Genomic DNA, 17632 nt, shown 5'->3' with positions numbered 1-17632 from the left:
TAGTTTTAAAAATTAATCTAGTATGTGAAAACTAGTATTATGCTGCTTTTTTCATTTTAATAGAATTGTTGCTTTTTGTGCCAAAAAATGCAAGCACTAACACCACTATACTTACGATGATAACTAGCCAAAAATAAGTAGATACTGTTCCTTTATAGAAATATTGATAAAATACAGAAGCTAATCCGCCTCCAAGAATTGGACCTACTACAGGAATCCATGCGTACTTCCAGTTTGAATCTCCCTTGCCTGCTATCGGAAGCAATGCATGAGCGATACGGGGCCCTAGATCTCTTGCCGGGTTAATGGCATAACCAGTTGTTCCGCCAAGAGACATACCGATTACAACAATTAATAGTCCAACTGCGATTGGGTTTAAACCTTCTGCAAACGAATTAGCTCCAATGTAAAGCAAGCCTAAAACTAACATGAATGTCCCAATTAATTCTCCAAGCAAGTTAGAAAATGTGTGCGGGATTGCCGGGCCTGTAGAAAATACAGCTAATTTCGCGCCTGGATCGTCTGTTGCCTTCCAGTGAGGTAAATAATGTAAGTATACGATGACTGCTCCGATAAATGCTCCAAGCATTTGAGCTATGATATATTCAGGCACTAGGCTCCATGCAAAATCACCATTAAGAGCAAGTGCTATTGTTACGGCAGGATTTAAATGGGCACCGCTGATACTGCCGACAGCAAAAGCACCCATCGCAACAGCTAATCCCCAGGCAACCGTTATCACAATCCACCCGCTATTATTAGAAAACGTTTTCTTTAAGTTGCTGCCCGCAACTACTCCTCCCCCAAAAACGATTAAGATCATTGTACCAATAATTTCACCTAAAAATGCAGACATTCAAAATCTCCCCCTTTACACCGAATGAAAAACAAAGTTAAAAAACAGCAAAAAAGGAGAGCACAACAGAAAAATATCACATCAAAATGTGAAAATCTGTGTGCATCTCCTTATCTCCGACACGTTTTATTAACTTGTAGGTTCATCATAACCCACTATGAAAACGCTGTCAACACATTTACAATATTTTCTCTAGAAAAATAGTAAGAACCTATTTATCCCATAATGTCCGTCTGGAAGTAGTTATGCCAGCTGCTCCAGCTTTAATCGCATTATTGACATCCGCTTCCGACCGTATTAGTCCGCCTGCTAATATCGGAACATCCAGCCGTTGTTTAATTTCTTCAATCATCCATGGCATCGTCCCTGGGAGAAGTTCAATATAATCAGGTCTTGTCCTTTGAACCAGTTTAATGCTTTTTTCAATGGCGTGGCTATCAAGAAGGAAGACTCGCTGTATAGCAATTACATTCTTTTGCTTAGCTTTTAGAATGACAGATGATTTTGTCGAAATCAGTCCATACGGCTTAAATTCCTGGCAAATAAATTCTGTAGCAAAGTCATCGCTCTTTAACCCTTGGATTAAATCCACATGATAAATCATTTTCTTGCCTGCACTTCTTGCCAGCTTGCTGATATTTTTCAATTGAGAAATATGTATTTCCAAGAAGACTCCTACTTCATAATCGCTTTCCAAAAAGGCTTCGAATTCCTTTAAATTTGATGATGCAGGTATTATTTTTTGGTCCATCTTTTACCCTCTAGTCATTTATTTTTTCTCTCTTCATAATAGCGGAAAACAAGGATGCATACTAGCAAAAATGCAAACCCAACTGCAAAGCCGCCAACAACATCTGTCGGGTAATGAACACCTAAATAAATCCTGCTTATGCCAATCATCAGAATGACCAAGCATGCAATAATAATCGTTGCTGCTTTTTTTCCTGCTGTCTTCCAGATATGCAAGAATACATATGCGGCACTTCCATAAAAAATTAAGGAACCCATGCTATGTCCACTCGGAAAACTGTAACCATGCTCTGTAATCAGCGGCAAAATATCCGGCCGCTCCCGTTTGAATATCCATTTCAAAAACTTATTAAGCAAGCCTCCAAGAGCCGGTGCACAAATCAGAAAAGCGGCAAGAGAAAATTTCCTGTAAAGGCATAAAAGCACTGTGCCAACCACGACTGCCACCGCGATAAACTTAATTGAGCCTAAATCGGTCAATATCACTGTCCATTCGGTTGTAGCATCACTTTCAAAAGACTGAATGTAATCAATAATAACTTGATCAAATGCGATTATTTCCGCTCCCTGTATTCTCGAGGCAACAAAAATAAACATGACGATAAACAATACGACTATGGTTAATATGGTAGTTACATATTTTAATGTCATTTGCTCTGTTTTATTCAATAATTCTCACCTTTCTTATAATGGATTGCCCATTTACATAGAACTGTAGACATAATTACCTAAAAAGGAAAATTTGTCAAACAAAAGCATGCAAAGGGGCAATCCCCCCTTGCATTATGCTTCTTTCGCGACTTTTTTTCTTGTTTTTGTTTTTGTCTTTACCTTTTTTTCTTCTGCTGCTGGCTGTTCCGGTTTAGTGTTGTCTATTGATGCTTGCAATGCTGCCATTAGGTCCATGACATTGGAAGTTTGCACCTTTTCTTTACTTGTAACAATTTCTTGGCCAGTTTTCTTGGCTTCAATCAATTCAAGGAGGGCTGTACGGTACTCATCCGTATACTTTGTCGGATCAAAAGCTGTTGTAAGCTGATCAATTAGCAGGATCGCTGTTTCCAGCTCTTTTTTGGCGATAGTTGCTTCTGCAGGGACATTAGGGACATCTTCAGCTTTCCTGACTTCATCAGGAAAATGAATAGTTTCCATTACTAGTGTATTTTCATACACCCTAATGACTGCAAGCTGCTCCTTCGAGCGAATGATTATTTTGGCGATACCGACCTTGCCTGATTCTATTAATGCCTCACGGAGTAGTCCGTAAGCTTTGTTACCTCCATCACCAGAAGACATATAATAACATTTATCATAATAAATAGGATCTATCTCTTCCATCTTAACAAAGTCGATAATTTCTACTGCCTTATCTTCATTTTCTTTTTGGAGCTTTTCCAAATCCTCTTTATCAAGAACAACATATTTACCTTTTGCATATTCATATGCTTTTACAATATCCTCAGGTGCCACTTCTTGTTCACATGCAGAGCATTTTTTTTCATATTTAATCGGCGCATGACATGTTTTATGCAATGTCCGCAGCTTTATATCTTTATCCTCTGTTGCTGTGTGCAGTTTTATCGGGATGTTAACTAATCCGAAGCTGATGCTTCCTTTCCACATTGTGTGCATACCATCTATTCTCCAATCCTAAATATTTCTTAGTTAGTGTGTTTCTTATTAATAAGTTGGCTATTCCGCATGTCTTTCATGCAATGAAATCTTGGAAATGAATGAATTAGTCTCACTAGCGTACACTATTTCGTAAATAAACATTGTTAGGAGTACTGGTTTTATGAAATATACTGCTTCCTTTACAATAACAGAGTACCGCAAAGCTGATATTCTCTTTTCAGTAGGTGTTTCTGACAATGGAAACATCAAAAATGTCGGACAATTCAGTGAAGGATTAACAGCAAAAGAGTTAACCGCCTTATCAGGCATCTTAGAAAAGAATAAACAGTCTGAAGAAAAAGGCGTAATGACAGTCACACCTGGAATTTGTGTAGATTTAGAATTTACTTCCTTTGCCAATGGGCAAATTGAAAATCCAGTATTTCTCCAATTTGTTTTTGAAAAGTCTTGGCAGGAATGCACCTATGAAAAATTACTACAACAAATTGGCATAGAGCAACAAATTACCCACCCAGATAAGCCATTATTTCCGGGTAATGAGTTGCGCAAAATCGACTTTATTGAATATTTAACAGAAGTGAAAGATGTAATGCTTCCATTTTTACATAACCGCTTGCTAACTGTTATTCGTTTCCCGCATGGATTGTTTGGCGATTCCTTTTACCAGAAGCAATGTCCAGAGTATGCGCCTCCCTTTGTCCAGACAAGCTGGAAGGAGGATATTAATTACATTGTTTGCAATAATGAGCAGACACTTATGTGGCTTGGCAACCAGCTTGCATTTGAGTTCCATATTCCATTTGAAACGATTCTGTCAGATAGCATGCCGTCTGAAATTGTGTTTGATCTCGACCCGCCATCAAGAGATCATTTTTCACTTGCCATTAAAGCGGCCCAAATATTAAAGACCATTCTGGACGGCCTAAAATTAATCGCCTTTATAAAGATATCTGGCAATAAAGGTATCCAAGTTTATATCCCGCTTCCAGAAAAAACGTACACATATGAAGAGGCGAGAGTCTTTACTGAATTTATCGCTAATTATATGGTAACTATGGAACCAAAGTTATTTACGATTGAGCGCTTGAAAAAAAATCGCCATAACCGCCTGTATATTGATTATATCCAGCATAGTGAAGGAAAAACGATTGTTGCTCCGTATTCTATAAGAGGAAATGAAGGCGGATATGTTGCCTGCCCAATTCATTGGGAAGAGCTGACAGACAGCTTGACACCGCAGTCATACTCAATGAAATCCGTACAAAAGCGGATAAAAAACAACATAAACCCGTTTGCAGATTATTTTGAGGCGAAAAAAAAGCAGTCCTTAAAAGCTGTACTGCAGTTCATTCAGTCAAATAACTCATGAAATGAAACGGCATACAAAGAAAAGAGAACCAGCGAGTTCTCCTTTTTTTGTTTATATAAAGATTTTACATAAGCGTTTCATTAAATGGATAAATCATTTCCTTTGTAATTCCTAAATTCTCAAAAAAATGCTGCTCAATAAAGTAACTTATTTCTCTCAATTCAGAAGAAGTCGGAAAAGATGAAATATTGATTTTGGGTATATGCTCAATACATGTATTTACAGGATTTAATTCACCGGCCGATATAAGTAAATCAAACTCCTCATACATATACAGCAGATTTAAACTGGAAGGGTCCAAGCTGGATATTTTTAGCTTACTGTCAAAATGATAGGCTAATATTTCACGAATATAATCTTTTTCACTGTATGTTCTACACACAACAGCTACTTGGATTTTGTGATGGTTCCATCTCCTTATTACAGCTGCTTGTACTAAGGAGAAAATCTCAAGTGTATCAAGCTTTTTAAATAGGAGTGAGTATGGAGTCAGGCATTCCTCAGCAAGCTTTTCTATTGCTTGAAAAAGCTCGTTCTCTTCAAAAAAATCTAAGTATTGCAGAGCAGAATTTTTCACTGTTTCTGTCTCAAATTCCGTTTCAACAGATATTCGCTTTAGTGACTGATACAAGTGGAACAAGAAAATATCATCCTGTGAAATCGGAAAACCAATAAACCGATCAAGCTTTGCCAAATATTGAGCCATTGGATAGCCTCTTTCCGTTTTCATCGAGCTATGAATATATTTTAGATGCTTTGTTCGGTTAAGTGGCCTTTCCTCGCTCATTATAAATATGGAAAAATAAAGGATTTCCTGGAGCTGAACCTCTCTGCGCGGACATTTGACCATATATGGCGACAGCAGTTTAGTTAATTCGAAGTATTTGCTTCCAGCATGTGTATTCAACACTTTATCAGGATAAGAAATATAATGACCCATTGAAGCCCGATGATTGGCTATAAACAGAATAATAGTCAGTCTGTGCAGCGCCCCGGTTCTGTATGACATGGAAAAGTTGGAAAACAGCCTGACTAAATGCTCTTGGAACTTAACGGCATCAAGCCCTTCCTTCACAATATTTGTTTCAAAGGACATGAAGTCCAAATATTGCATAATGAAACGACGAATCTTCTTCTCGTCCCCGACCAAACGGAAGGGACTCGCAGTCAGCATTACTTCTGCCTGTTCGACAACTTCCTGCAGCTTTTCAAGATGCCTATAAGCGGTTGATCTGCTGATATGGACTTCCTGACATATTTGCGAAACATCAACTCCATCATTTAATAAAATGATCTTCAATGTGTGCAAATACGTGTTTTTTTCTCTGATTTGTCCCAATAGATTTTCCAGCGTTCCATTCTCCGGCTTGATAAGCCTTACTCCAAATGTTTCATTCTTTTCAAAAACCCAATCCTCCGGCAGGATACTTTCCAAAAACTCTAAATCACGCCAAATGGTCGTTTTTGAAAAACCTGTTTTATCCGAAAGAACCGCGAGGCTGTTCCACTTATCTTCACTAAGCAGCTGAAAAATTAAGTCAGAATAACGTTTATAAAATCGATTCATCCACATCACCTTTATGCCAAAGATATATTCTATTTTGTTTAATTTAATGAAATTAATGCAGAATAGACCAGTTTTTGAATGTAGTTACTAAGTTTTTTTATTAAACGCCTTATCAAAGATTGACCCATCTGTACTTAATTGCTTTGACAACAGCCCTAGTACGGCTTTTTGTCCTAGACTTTTTTAATATACTGCTAATATGGTTTTTAACCGTCTTATCACTGATTTGAAGATCGTCCGCTATATCAAAATTGCTTTTTCCCTTTGCGAGAAGCTGAAGAACAGTAAGCTCTCGTTTTGAAAAGATATGAAGACCAGCCGAATTATTATCATTCCGCTGTGTTATATGACGGTATTGCTGCAGCACCTTGCTTGTAATAAACGGGTCCATATAGTTTTTCTCAGCTAGCAGACTTCTAACTGCCTCCTTCAGCCAAATCTCTATTTTCTCCATTTTGACAAACCCCATTACACCAATTCTTAATGAGGCATTAAAGTCTTTTTCCTCATCTTCCTGAAACAGCATAATAATCTTCGCTGCTGGATCTTCATCCAATAGCTCTTTCGCTGCTTCTATGCCATCAACATTAGGCATTAAGCTTGAAATAATAAAGACATCCGGGTTATGAGCCTTCTTAATTGGCAGAGCAAATCTGCCATCTTGTCCTTCTGCAATAATTTGAAAGGACTGGTCTTCTCTCAGCATTTGTCGCATTTTCTCTCTGGCACGCGGATTATTGTCTAAAAGTGCTATTGTAGCCATCAATTATTGACTCCCCTTTGAAATACTTGTTGCTTATTTCCAAACACAGCCAAAAATTCGAACCAAATCCCAACTTTTTGAACAATAAGCAAATGTTGAAAAAGCTAGAAATTTTGATGAAAGAGGGTGCTTATTGATTAAAAAATAAGGAATTGAATGTGAATGAAATTAATAACAATCTACATTTTACAATGAGGATTAAGTTGGCTTCATCCCAATAATGAAATGCAGCTTTTCATTATCTATCATTAATTCTTTAATACTTGTTTTTATCTTATAAAAATTGAAAAATTTCTGTTAAAGCAATACATTCTTAGATTTTTATATATTAAAAATAAATCCCGGCAAAGAATTATCTCAAATGTAAAACGATTCGTTCCGTTTGAGAGCATCAACTTATGCCATTTACATGCTATTCTTGCATAGAAGACTTGTTAACCTTTCTTATGAAGGAGGAATCATGCTTTGAATAACCATATTCAGGATTTAACATGCAAATTATTGAAACATTGCCGCAGGACATTAGGACACTCCATGCGCGTTGCTGACGAACTGCATCAGTTTAGTGCTTTTATTGGTATGGGTTCATCTGCGAAGATTTTTTATATGGGGGCTTTACATGACATAGGGAAGCTGAAAATCGACCCTTCCTTGCTTAACAAGAAGGAAAAGCTGACTGAAATGGAAATGCGGGAGCTTAAGCGTCACACTCTGTATGGTAGACAGCTGTTGGAGGACAGACAAATCTTTTCCGATGAATTTTTAAATACTATTTTATATCATCATGAGAATATAGATGGGAGCGGTTATTACGGATTAAAAGGCAAAGAAATACCTCTTTTTGCGAGGATGATTCGCATCATTGACACATATGATGCTATGGCTTACGGACGAGTCTATCAAGATCCGTTATGTGAAGACCAGGTAAAACTAAAAATGGAAAAGCTTATAAGAACTGTATTTGATGATATGCTTCTTTACTCTTATTTTAGTTATCTGGAAACAAAAAAGCTTCGCTTGCTCAAGGGCGCATTGCAACACTCCTAATAAAGCGTTGCATGAGACGCGCAACGCTTTAAAAAAACTAATTTTCCATTCTGCACTCCAGGGGATCTGCTGTTACGAATGCTTCAATTATAGGATGTCTTAATGTATGATTCTCAATCCATTCTAGAAAACTGACCTTCACTGTAAGCAGCGGCTTTAACCAAACCATATTGCCTTTGTTTGCCATACTCGCAAAAGGGCAGTTGCCAGTTTCAATGGTTTTAAGAATTTTGGTGAGTTCTGCCCAATCCTTATTTGTTAATTTGCCATTGCCGACACTGCCGATATAAACCAAATGATCTGTTTGATCATAAAGACCAAGATGCAGGGAATTGGCTACACCATTTTTATATGTTACTCCGCCTATAACAGCAATCAAGTCATGTTGTTTTTTTCTTTTCAGCCAGCGCTTATCCTTGCCTCCAATGGAGTAGCTGCTTGTCAAATCCTTAAAAACTACCCCTTCTAAATCATTGCTAAGGCAGGCTTGCAGCAGCCCCTCCTTGTCGTGAAAGCTTTCGACAAGCTGCACATGCTCATTCGGTATAAAGTACTTCTTTAAAAGCTCCTGCCTTTCTGCAAGACTATGACCTGTCAGCAACTCGCCATCTAGCTGTATTATGTCAAATACCATATAGGTTATTGGCACTTGTTCTAGCATTCCTCCATTAACGCCGACACTTTTTAGCCGATCCCGTCTCATTACTTCGTAAAAAGATGGCTTCCCTTCCTTTAAAGCAATCAATTCTCCGTCCAAAATAAAAGAAGCTGCTGAAAAGTAAGCAGTTGTATCGATCAGTTCTGGATACTGTTTAGTCCGCTCATTTAATTTACGATTAAAGAGCTTTGTTTCACCAAATTCATGGTATGTTAGTATTCTTGTGCCATCCCATTTCACTTGGGCGATCCAGTTATCACCTGTAGGTATAGTTTCCGTTACGATTGGTTCGAAAGGGACAATTGGTTTCATTGTTTCAGTCCTTTTTTCTTTAAGATTCCTCAAATCGCCTGTTTTTATGCTTTGGCGAACCAAGAAATCACCAGGACTAATTAAAGTATGAATATGTAAGTAAATGAACTAGGAAGCCCTTTCAAATCTAAACAACTTATATATACTTTACACTTAACCCAAAATACACGACAACAGAGGATAGTAAAATAACAGCAAAAAACAAAATTTTTCCTTTGCTAGACCATTTATCCATCCAGCCCCATCTTTTACGATTTCTATCCAATAAGAAGAAATCCCCTGCAACTGCTAATATGATAATAAGGTACACAAAAAAAGAATTCAAAGCTGTTTACCTCCTTCATTTTCCTAGCTGTTTATTACAAATTATACCATAAAAAAAAGAGCTGCATTAAAATGCAGCTCCATTAAATTAAAAAGTTTTTGCCAGATCCTTTGCTCGTGCTATGCCGTTTTCCTTGATTTCCTGCGCCTTATCCGGCATTGCTGCATGGCCTTCAATAAACAGACCTTCAAATGTCGGCACCCCAAAGAAGTGCTTAATAATAGCGTTTAAATAGCGGTGACCCATTTCTAAATCGGCTGTTGGACCTTCTGAATAGATGCCTCCGCGAGCTTGAATATGAAGGGCCTTTTTGTCTGTCAGCAATCCGACAGAACCTTGATCTGTATACTTAAAGGTCTTCCCTGCAACAGCAACAGAATCAATATATGCTTTCATAACAGGTGGGAAAGAAAAGTTCCACATCGGTGTGACGAAAACATATTTATCGCCGCCCACAAATTGATCACTTAATTCAGCCAGTCTGCTTACTTTAGACTTTTCTTCATTAGAAAGCTCATCAAACCCTTTTCCTGATTGAAGCTTGCCCCATCCACTGAACACATCACTGTCGATTTCAGGAATGTTTTCCTTATACAAATCGATATGAACAATTTCATCATTTGGATTCTGCTCTTTGTATGATTCAATAAATGCCTGTCCTGCAGCCATGCTGAAGGATTGGGAATGGTCGTGCGGATGTGCTGTAATATATAGTAATTTTGCCATTGTTTATTGCCTTCTTTCCATTAGTTTAGGCACTTATTTTTTGATGAAAGGAAGAAAAAAATACTGCTGTTGCTGTTTTAGATTCTTCCAATCGATAAACATTATTACCAATTAAAAAACCCGGAAGGCAAGTCCTTCCAGGCAAAATTTTATACAAGCTTTTCTTTTAAGTATGTTTGTGCTGCTTCCTGCAGTTTACTGTACTGAGACTCTTCCTGTTCATTGACAACTTTATCATGAAGAATAAAATCACTTAGATTGTTAAGATCCGCTTCCACACCTGCTTCATAAACATATGTTGCATTGCCGATAAGATCAATACGATACTTGCCATCATTTTCATGAACGTAACAGCGGACTTTTCCGCCATTATTGTAGACCTCGATAAATTCACCTGTGTTATTGAAGCCGTTTAAGATGGACACAAGTGATGATGCTGACATAGCTGTTCCGCATGCATTTGTAAATCCAACGCCACGCTCATATGTGCGAACATAAATATTGCCTTTGTCTAATATAGAAACGAAGCTGACATTCACTCCATCAGGGAAAAGTTCATTAGGTCCATTTACATAGCTGCTTATCTCTTCTTGCACCGAAGATTCGATTGTCTCTTTGTCGACAATTGCAATCAGATGAGGATTTGGCACAGCTAAGGCAGTAAATGTAAGCTCCGGATGAAGGCTTTCAATCTTTTCATTTAAAAGCGTCTTCTGCTCGATACGTAATGGCAAATCTGTTGTTTGGAAGGAAACGGGGGAAATCTCCACCAAATATGTTGGAATCTCTGGGAAAATGTCTGCTTCGTTGTTCACTTCAAGATTCGCTTTCATTGTTTCTATAACCGCTTCTTTCACATCAAGAAGTTCACAAACATAGCGGGCAACACAGCGTATCCCATTGCCGCACATAGATGCTTCTGACCCATCTGCATTAAAAACTCTCATGCGGGCATCTGCTTTATCACTCGGCATCACATACAATATTCCGTCTGCTCCTAATTGGGAGCTCCGGTCGCAAAAGGCAATGGCCAAATTTGCGCGGTCTTCTTCTGAGAAGGAATAGCTAGGATTGGAAATCTCGTCGATTATCAAGAAATCATTCCCGCTTCCGTGGCATTTAGTAAGTTTAATATTCATCTGTAATTTCCTCCAACGTTAACTTATATGTTACATTGTACTTCTGCAGTTGCCATTATTGCAATCATAAAACCATTGTTTTATGGACATTCGCTAAATAAATAAGCCTATGTCCTTTTGTTTAGCTTTAGGACACAGGCTCTTCATTACATTTTTTTGTCTTCCATTAATTCTTTTGCCCAATTAAGGGATTCTGCATATACTTTGAACAAGTCTTTTTCCTCAATCCCAAGCTTTCTGCAGCCTTTGCTAATTTGAACCCAGTCTGCTTTTTCGACTGCAAGCACTAGATCAAGCACATCCCTTTGTGTATTGCTTTTTCCAGAGAGCGCATCCATGATTGCTTCATCAAGGGGAACTTGAACTAATATCTCTTCCATATCAAGATTCAAGATTGAATCCATTAATGAAAACATTCCTGTCAAGAAATGTCCGGAGGTATTGATTTTCCCTGGTATGAGTTTTGCAACAGACTCACACATTCTCGCCCTTATAAGACAGTTAGACATAATCTCATACGAAATTCCATTATTCCAGTCTTTTTCTCTTACAGCCAGAACGTACAGCCATTTTTGCAGTTCCATCAGCCCGATAAGAACAATCGCTTGCCTGATGCTTGTAACCTTATGCTTAAGGCCAAAACCTAGTGTATTAATTAATTTAAGGAGCTTGTACGATAAAGAAATATCCTGTTCAATCAAATTAGAAATCATATCAATGTCTGGATCAATGGAACGAATATGTTTGGAGATACCATAATATGTATGAATATAAGCAGGTACATCATGTGTAGACATGATAGAAGGCTTTGAGAAATAATAACCTTGAAAATAATGATAGCCGGCAGTCCTTGCTGTCTCATAATCTTCCCTAGTCTCAAGCTTTTCAGCAACCATCTCTTTGCCAAGCTGTTTGGCGAGGGTCTCAATTTCAATCCTTGCAGCTTCATCCGTATTCATGAAATCAACTTTAATGATATCTGCCGTGATAAGCAATTCATAGGCATATGGATTTGTATTGTCAAAAATATAATCATCCAGCGCAATTTTATATCCTAACGCCTTTAACTCTTTGCATATATTGATTATTTTTCTGCTTGGCTCGACAGTTTCTAATATCTCTATCACGATTTCTCTCGGTTGAAAATATGTAGGCAGCCCTAGATCCAAAAGATTTTCTGTAAAGTTAATAAAACAAGGTTTTCCATCCGATAACTTTTCTATGCCTATATTTAAAAAACTATTTATGATAACATCTGCTGTCGCATGGTCTCCGTCAATATTTGGAAACATATTAACTTCGTTATTTCGATATAACAATTCATAACCGTACACTTCTTCCATTCTGTTGAACAGCGGCTGCCTAGCCACAAAAACTTCCATTGAAATACCTCCGAACTTCTTTTCTACTCATTTCAAAATATTTAGTATTATTCTAATAAACAAGGCCTTCAAAGGCTGTCGAACTCTGTAGCATTTCTAAAAAGTGACTATATGCTCTATTATAATGGGTAATTTAGCTCAGCCCAAATTTATGTGGCAGATTTTCCCCAATATCTTCAATAAAAACTGGCCGCCATAGGCATAAAACCTATAGAAGCCAGTTATTATCAGTGTGTATATTGAAGGACAAAATTTATTAGGAACAAGGAAGAAATGAAGTATAAAGGTAAAGATACTTCTTTTGCTTTTCCGAGCGCTATTTTCAAGATTGGATATAAAATAAATCCAATTGCCATTCCATCTGCAATGCTGTAAGTGAAAGGAATCATCGCAATGATAAAAAAGCTTGGAAAACTTTCACTTAAATCCTTAAGATCTAGATTACGAATATTTTGCAGCATCAGCCCGCCGATAATAATAAGAATCGGTGCAACAGCACTATTCGGAATCAGCTTTATCACAGGGATAAAGAAAGCAGAGCAAATGAAAAGCACCGCTGTCGTAACAGATGTCAGGCCTGTTTTCCCACCTGCAGCCATGCTAGCAGTGCTTTCAACCGTAGATACAGTCGGGCTGCTGCCGAAAAAGCCGGACAGAAAAACAGATACAGCATTTGCTTGAAAAGCTCGTTTAAAACGTTCCGGTTTTCCGATATATTGAACATGATTGGAAACGAGTCCAATATTTTCGAAAACTAATACCATTGATAAAGAGAACACCGCTACCCAAAATGGTATCGTAATAATCTTATCAAAGGACATATGACCAAATACACTCCAATAATCCTTTAACTGTACTGAATCGCCAGCAGCTCCTGTGTCTATCAAACCGAACATCCATGAAATCAATGTTCCAACTAAGATAGTAATCAGGAAGTTCCCTTTTACATTTCTTAAAAATAAGATAATGCTGATGATTAATGTAATGACTGTTGCCAATACATGCAAATCACTAAAGGAACCAAGTGCAATAATAGAATTACTGCCTTTTTGGACAATTCCGCCCTTTTCGAGGCCAATTAGCATCAAAAATAAGCCAAGTCCAACTGTAAGCGATTCTTTAAGGGAAGATGGTATGGACTGACTAACAATGCTTGCCAGCTTTGTAAACGCAATCAGCATGAACAAAAGCCCTGAAACAAACACGACAGCAAGCGCTTCCTGCCAGCTCAATCCCATTGACTGAACGATTGTATACGAGAAAAGCGCATTAATGCCCATTCCTGGTACAAGCAATACCGGTACATTCCCTAGAAACCCCATCAACAAACAGCCGAAAACAGATGTCAAGATGGTCGCGATAATAGCAGCTTCAAGTGGAATTCCAGCCTCTGATAAAATAAGCGAGTTGACAGCGACAATATAGACAACTGTAAAAAACCCAATCAGACCTGCAAAAAATTCCCCTTTGAAAGTAGCTTCGCTTTCTTTCATTTTAAAGAATTCTGTTATATAGTTTTTCATTTATTAAACCTGTTTAAATATAGCCCTCTCCCTACCCGCATCACTCTATAGAAGTTTTACTTCTTTGAACATAAATTTCAGTCCAAAAACTGCTTACCACTTTAGGTGAGCCACAATTGAATATGATAGCAGATTTCCATTACTTTGCCAATCCTTTTACAATAAAATTGGCCAAATCCCTTTCCGCTTCCAGAAAAGAATTTGGCCAATAACTAAGATTATATCCTTTATATGTTAAACCATTTCTTTATATAGATTCGCCATTTCAATAGCGTTAGTTGCAGCTTCCCAGCCTTTGTTTCCAGCCTTTGTACCTGCGCGCTCAATCGCTTGTTCAATCGATTCCGTTGTTAATACGCCAAAGATAATTGGTACTCCTGTTGCAAGAGACGTGCTTGCAACCCCTTTAGCTACTTCATTGCTGACAAAATCGAAATGTGGAGTCGCTCCGCGAATAACTGTACCTAAAGTTATAATTGCATCGTATTTATTTGTTTCAGCTAGCTTTTTCGCAGCAAGAGGAATCTCAAATACTCCTGGCACCCATGCAACATTAATATTCTCTGCTTCCACACCATGACGCTTCAAAGCATCTTCAGCACCTGATAATAGTCGTGTTGTGATGAACTCATTAAATCTTGAAACGATGATTCCTACCTTTAAGCCGCTTCCAATTAAATTACCTTCGAATATTCTAGTCATTTTACTGTCTCCTTTTCATCTTCTCTTTTTTGTCTGTATTCTGCTAAGTCTTTTATTGTAATCATTTTCAAATCGAATTTTTGAGCTATTAATTTTAAGTCATCTACTCTAGCCATCGTCCCATCCTCTTTTAAAATCTCACAGATAATACCAGACGGGAAACTGCCAGCCAATTTTGCCAAGTCAACCGCTGCTTCTGTATGGCCATTTCTTGAAAGAACTCCACCGCTGTGTGCAATTAGAGGAAAGATATGACCTGGTCTAGTAAAATCAGCAGCTTTGGCATCTTTTTCTACCATTTTTTCAATTGTCAGTGCCCGTTCAAAAGCGCTGATTCCTGTCGTTGTGTCTTTATGGTCTATACTGATTGTGAAAGCTGTCCCACGAGGATCATTGTTGTTGCTTACCATCGGCGACAGTTCAAGATGGTCTGCAAGCTCCTTTTCTATCGGAACACAGATAAGCCCTCTGCCTTCTTTTGCCATAAAGTTAATCATATCAGGTGTCACTAACTCCGACAGACCGACTAAATCCCCTTCGTTTTCCCGGTCTTCATCATCTGTTACGATGATCAGTTTACCTGCTTTTAAATCTTCTAACGCTTCTTCAATGGAATGAAACATATTATTTCCCCCTTTTTTTGAGTTTAAATGTTTTGCCTTAATAGAAGCCGTTTTCCTTCAAAAAGTCAGGGGTAATGTTGCTGGCACGGCTGCTGTTTGCCTTGTCTCTGTTCATAAACGAATAAAAATATTTTGCCATCATATCAAATTCAAGATTTACGATATCTCCGACCTGCTTCTTACCGACAACCGACTCGGAAGAAGTATGGGGAATGATGCTTACACCTACAGAATGGTCTTTCGTCTCGAAAATGGTCAGGCTCGTTCCGTCCACTGCAATAGATCCCTTCTCTAAAATAAGATGAGAGAATTGTTCTGGGACTTCTATTTCCACGCTGATGCTGTTTTCGATAGTTTTTCTCTCCAATATTCTGCCAACACAATCTATATGGCCTGTTACAAAATGACCACCAAACCTGCCATTTGCTGCCATAGCCCTTTCTAGGTTGACAAACGAACCATTTGTCAGGCGGGATAGAGATGTATCCTTAAAGGTTTCGGGCATTACATCTGCTGTGAATTCATGTTGTTTGAAGCTAGTAACAGTAAGGCAAACTCCGTTTACGGAAATACTGTCCCCTAATTTCATATCTTCCATGATGACTTTCGCTTGTATGGCAAGGACAAGGGTTTTGCCAGTTTTTGAAATATTTTTTACCACACCCGTTTCCTCGACAATACCAGTAAACAATAAGCTTCCTCCTCTAGTTAATATTGCAGGATTTTTATTAAATAGCTGCCTTAACACCATAATTGGGGCGTTTAAAAGCAAATCTAGTTTAGTTATTAATGAGAACAAAATATAAACCGCTGCTGTATGTAATCCAGTTTTTTTCATTTTGACCATTCCTTCATAAAATCATGCAGTGCCTGCCTACAGTTGATAAATCAAATAAAAATAAAAAATCCCGTATAAATATTTATACGGGAGATTGTACAACAAATAAGCGGCTTCATATTTTAAAGGTTACGCCAAAAAAGAGCAGCTTTTTTTGATTTTTAACTAAAAAGTCATCGTCAAAAAAGCGTACCTGAAAATACACCTGTTCATACTAAACACACTTTCATTCCATTTTAGAATGATAGCAGCTTCTGTTTGCCTTCTCCCATCCAGACTATACTGTCGGCTTTGGTTTCTCACCAAATCCACCGTCTTATTATTCATAAGCCGGGTCACGGGCTTAGAGTATTTATACACTCATCACCGCCGGTTGGGAATTTCACCCTACCCCGAAGGCGACCACAACGTCGTGGTCCTTTACTATTTAATTGTTGCTAGTTTACACTAGATATACGCATAATGCAACTACTCTGCTTCAATTTTTTTAGTGCATTTATTTGAGAAAATAAATGTAACTTATTGATAGTATTAAACGTATTAACAATAAACAAACGAAAAATATTTAGTAAGAATGGAGCTAATGTATGACAGAAAATGAAGCTTTTTTATTAAAAGAATTGGATGAGGTGAAGAAATGGGAGAAGGATCAAAGCGGTCTTTGGTTTTGGGAAAAGCTAAGCCGGCTGCCCTTCAAGTTGATTGATAAATTAACACCAGCTTTCATTCAAAATAAAATCGGCCAATTGCTTGATGAAATGGGAAATTACATTCAAAGCGGCGGAAAATTGCTGAGCGACATCTCTTCTTCCAAAAAATATTATAAGCATCTTAACGTTGAAAATTTTGAAGAAGTAAAGGAACTCCCCCTCGTTGAAATGAAAGCAGCCGTCGGAAAGCTCACAAAAAGCCGAAAAACAATAGCAACATTACAAGGTGCAAGTACAGGGATTGGCGGCTTATTTACTTTAGGCATCGATATTCCCTTGCTGCTGTCGATGCAAATAAAAATTCTTCAAGACATCGCCATTTGTTATGGCTATAATCCAAATGAAAAAAAAGAAAGAATCTTTATTATTAAATGCCTACAATATGTTTCTGCAGACGTTATGGGCAAAAACACCATTCTGGACCAGCTATCCCATTTTGATGATAATTCTGAGAAGGTCCAAAGAGAGGTTGTCCTTGAAATGCAAGGCTGGAAAGAGGTTGTATTCGCCTATCGGGATGCTTTCGGCTGGAAAAAGCTATTTCAGATGGTGCCGGTCTTCGGGATTGTATTCGGCGCCTTTTCCAACCGCTCGATGATTCACGACATAGCCGAAACAGGCGAGATGTTTTACAGAAAACGTAAAGTTATCGAGAGGCTAAGCAAGCCAACAAATAATGTTGCCGGTGATTAAAAGAGCTGCATACA

Annotated in this window: 17 protein-coding genes, 1 pseudogene and 1 riboswitch; of the genes and pseudogenes, 3 read left to right on the top strand and 15 right to left on the bottom strand. The window is 38.0% G+C overall.

The genetic code is table 11. The annotated features are described in order from the left end of the window. Positions 1 to 37 precede the first annotated feature (37 nt). From M3600_RS08990 to ku, 4 genes are all read right to left on the bottom strand, one after another. Entirely contained in the window at positions 38 to 856 is an 819-nt protein-coding gene (locus tag M3600_RS08990) for an MIP/aquaporin family protein (RefSeq protein WP_233313519.1), read from the bottom strand. A 211-nt stretch (positions 857 to 1067) separates the two neighbouring features. Next, positions 1068 to 1607, bottom strand: coding sequence for a glycerol-3-phosphate responsive antiterminator (locus M3600_RS08985; protein WP_233313518.1), 540 nt, complete (start codon positions 1605 to 1607; stop codon positions 1068 to 1070). A 14-nt stretch (positions 1608 to 1621) separates the two neighbouring features. Further along, a complete protein-coding gene (locus M3600_RS08980) occupies positions 1622 to 2275 on the bottom strand; it encodes a phosphatase PAP2 family protein (RefSeq protein ID WP_233313517.1) in 654 nt (217 codons plus the stop codon). A gap of 114 nt (positions 2276 to 2389) precedes the next feature. Beyond that, positions 2390 to 3238: a non-homologous end joining protein Ku gene (gene ku, locus M3600_RS08975; RefSeq protein ID WP_237941602.1), complete on the bottom strand. Its 849-nt coding sequence runs from the start codon at positions 3236 to 3238 to the stop codon at positions 2390 to 2392. Positions 3239 to 3401: 163 nt separating this feature from the next. Here ku and ligD point away from each other — a divergent pair, with 163 nt between their 5' ends. Next, positions 3402 to 4610, top strand: a complete 1209-nt coding sequence (ligD, locus tag M3600_RS08970) for a DNA ligase D (protein ID WP_251645466.1) — start codon at positions 3402 to 3404, stop codon at positions 4608 to 4610. A 64-nt stretch (positions 4611 to 4674) separates the two neighbouring features. Here the strand turns inward: ligD and M3600_RS08965 are convergent, their stop codons facing one another. Both M3600_RS08965 and M3600_RS08960 read right to left on the bottom strand, forming a co-directional pair. Beyond that, the gene (locus tag M3600_RS08965; protein WP_237941603.1) at positions 4675 to 6177 is read right to left on the bottom strand and encodes an AcpB/EbpR/MafR family transcriptional regulator; all 1503 of its coding nucleotides are present in this window, start codon (positions 6175 to 6177) and stop codon (positions 4675 to 4677) included. Between the two features lie 112 nt (positions 6178 to 6289). Next, positions 6290 to 6940, bottom strand: a complete 651-nt coding sequence (locus M3600_RS08960) for a LuxR C-terminal-related transcriptional regulator (protein WP_233313513.1) — start codon at positions 6938 to 6940, stop codon at positions 6290 to 6292. Between the two features lie 465 nt (positions 6941 to 7405). On the opposite strand from M3600_RS08960, the gene M3600_RS08955 reads away from it, so the two are divergent. Beyond that, a complete protein-coding gene (locus tag M3600_RS08955) occupies positions 7406 to 7987 on the top strand; it encodes an HD-GYP domain-containing protein (protein WP_233313512.1) in 582 nt (193 codons plus the stop codon). 37 nt (positions 7988 to 8024) lie between these two features. Here M3600_RS08955 and M3600_RS08950 read toward each other — a convergent pair whose 3' ends face one another. The 9 genes and pseudogenes from M3600_RS08950 to ribE all read right to left on the bottom strand — a co-directional run bounded on the left by M3600_RS08950 (position 8025) and on the right by ribE (position 16068). Further along, entirely contained in the window at positions 8025 to 8957 is a 933-nt protein-coding gene (locus M3600_RS08950) for an ATP-dependent DNA ligase (RefSeq protein WP_251645457.1), read from the bottom strand. Between the two features lie 136 nt (positions 8958 to 9093). Then, entirely contained in the window at positions 9094 to 9282 is a 189-nt protein-coding gene (locus M3600_RS08945) for a hypothetical protein (RefSeq protein ID WP_233313510.1), read from the bottom strand. An 87-nt stretch (positions 9283 to 9369) separates the two neighbouring features. Continuing rightward, positions 9370 to 10008, bottom strand: a complete 639-nt coding sequence (locus M3600_RS08940; protein ID WP_233313509.1) for an FMN-dependent NADH-azoreductase — start codon at positions 10006 to 10008, stop codon at positions 9370 to 9372. 149 nt (positions 10009 to 10157) lie between these two features. After that, positions 10158 to 11147 carry a diaminopimelate epimerase gene (gene dapF, locus M3600_RS08935; RefSeq protein ID WP_233313508.1) on the bottom strand — a complete coding sequence of 330 codons (990 nt, stop codon included), beginning with the start codon at positions 11145 to 11147 and terminating at the stop codon, positions 10158 to 10160. 146 nt (positions 11148 to 11293) lie between these two features. After that, complete coding sequence (locus M3600_RS08930) at positions 11294 to 12529, bottom strand: EAL and HDOD domain-containing protein (protein WP_233313507.1); 1236 nt, start codon at positions 12527 to 12529, stop codon at positions 11294 to 11296. Positions 12530 to 12756: 227 nt separating this feature from the next. Continuing rightward, a complete protein-coding gene (locus M3600_RS08925; protein ID WP_233313506.1) occupies positions 12757 to 14052 on the bottom strand; it encodes an NCS2 family permease in 1296 nt (431 codons plus the stop codon). A gap of 234 nt (positions 14053 to 14286) precedes the next feature. Then, positions 14287 to 14754 carry a 6,7-dimethyl-8-ribityllumazine synthase gene (gene ribH, locus M3600_RS08920; protein WP_233313505.1) on the bottom strand — a complete coding sequence of 156 codons (468 nt, stop codon included), beginning with the start codon at positions 14752 to 14754 and terminating at the stop codon, positions 14287 to 14289. Positions 14755 to 14774: 20 nt separating this feature from the next. Next, positions 14775 to 15377: pseudogene (gene ribB, locus M3600_RS08915) on the bottom strand (3,4-dihydroxy-2-butanone-4-phosphate synthase); the annotation flags it as partial. Positions 15378 to 15414: 37 nt separating this feature from the next. Then, positions 15415 to 16068 (bottom strand): riboflavin synthase, encoded by a 654-nt coding sequence (ribE, locus tag M3600_RS08910; RefSeq protein WP_237942306.1) that lies wholly within the window; start codon positions 16066 to 16068, stop codon positions 15415 to 15417. Positions 16069 to 16471: 403 nt separating this feature from the next. Next, positions 16472 to 16619, bottom strand: a riboswitch (FMN riboswitch). Between the two features lie 183 nt (positions 16620 to 16802). Here ribE and M3600_RS08905 point away from each other — a divergent pair. Beyond that, positions 16803 to 17618, top strand: a complete 816-nt coding sequence (locus M3600_RS08905) for an EcsC family protein (protein ID WP_251645455.1) — start codon at positions 16803 to 16805, stop codon at positions 17616 to 17618. The last annotated feature ends 14 nt before the right edge of the window (positions 17619 to 17632 follow it).

Source organism: Niallia sp. MER 6 (assembly GCF_023714395.1).
Taxonomy (GTDB): Bacteria; Bacillota; Bacilli; order Bacillales; family Cytobacillaceae; genus Niallia.
The sequence above is the reverse complement of the archived record's forward strand: the minus strand, read 5'-3'. Positions and strand labels throughout refer to the sequence as shown.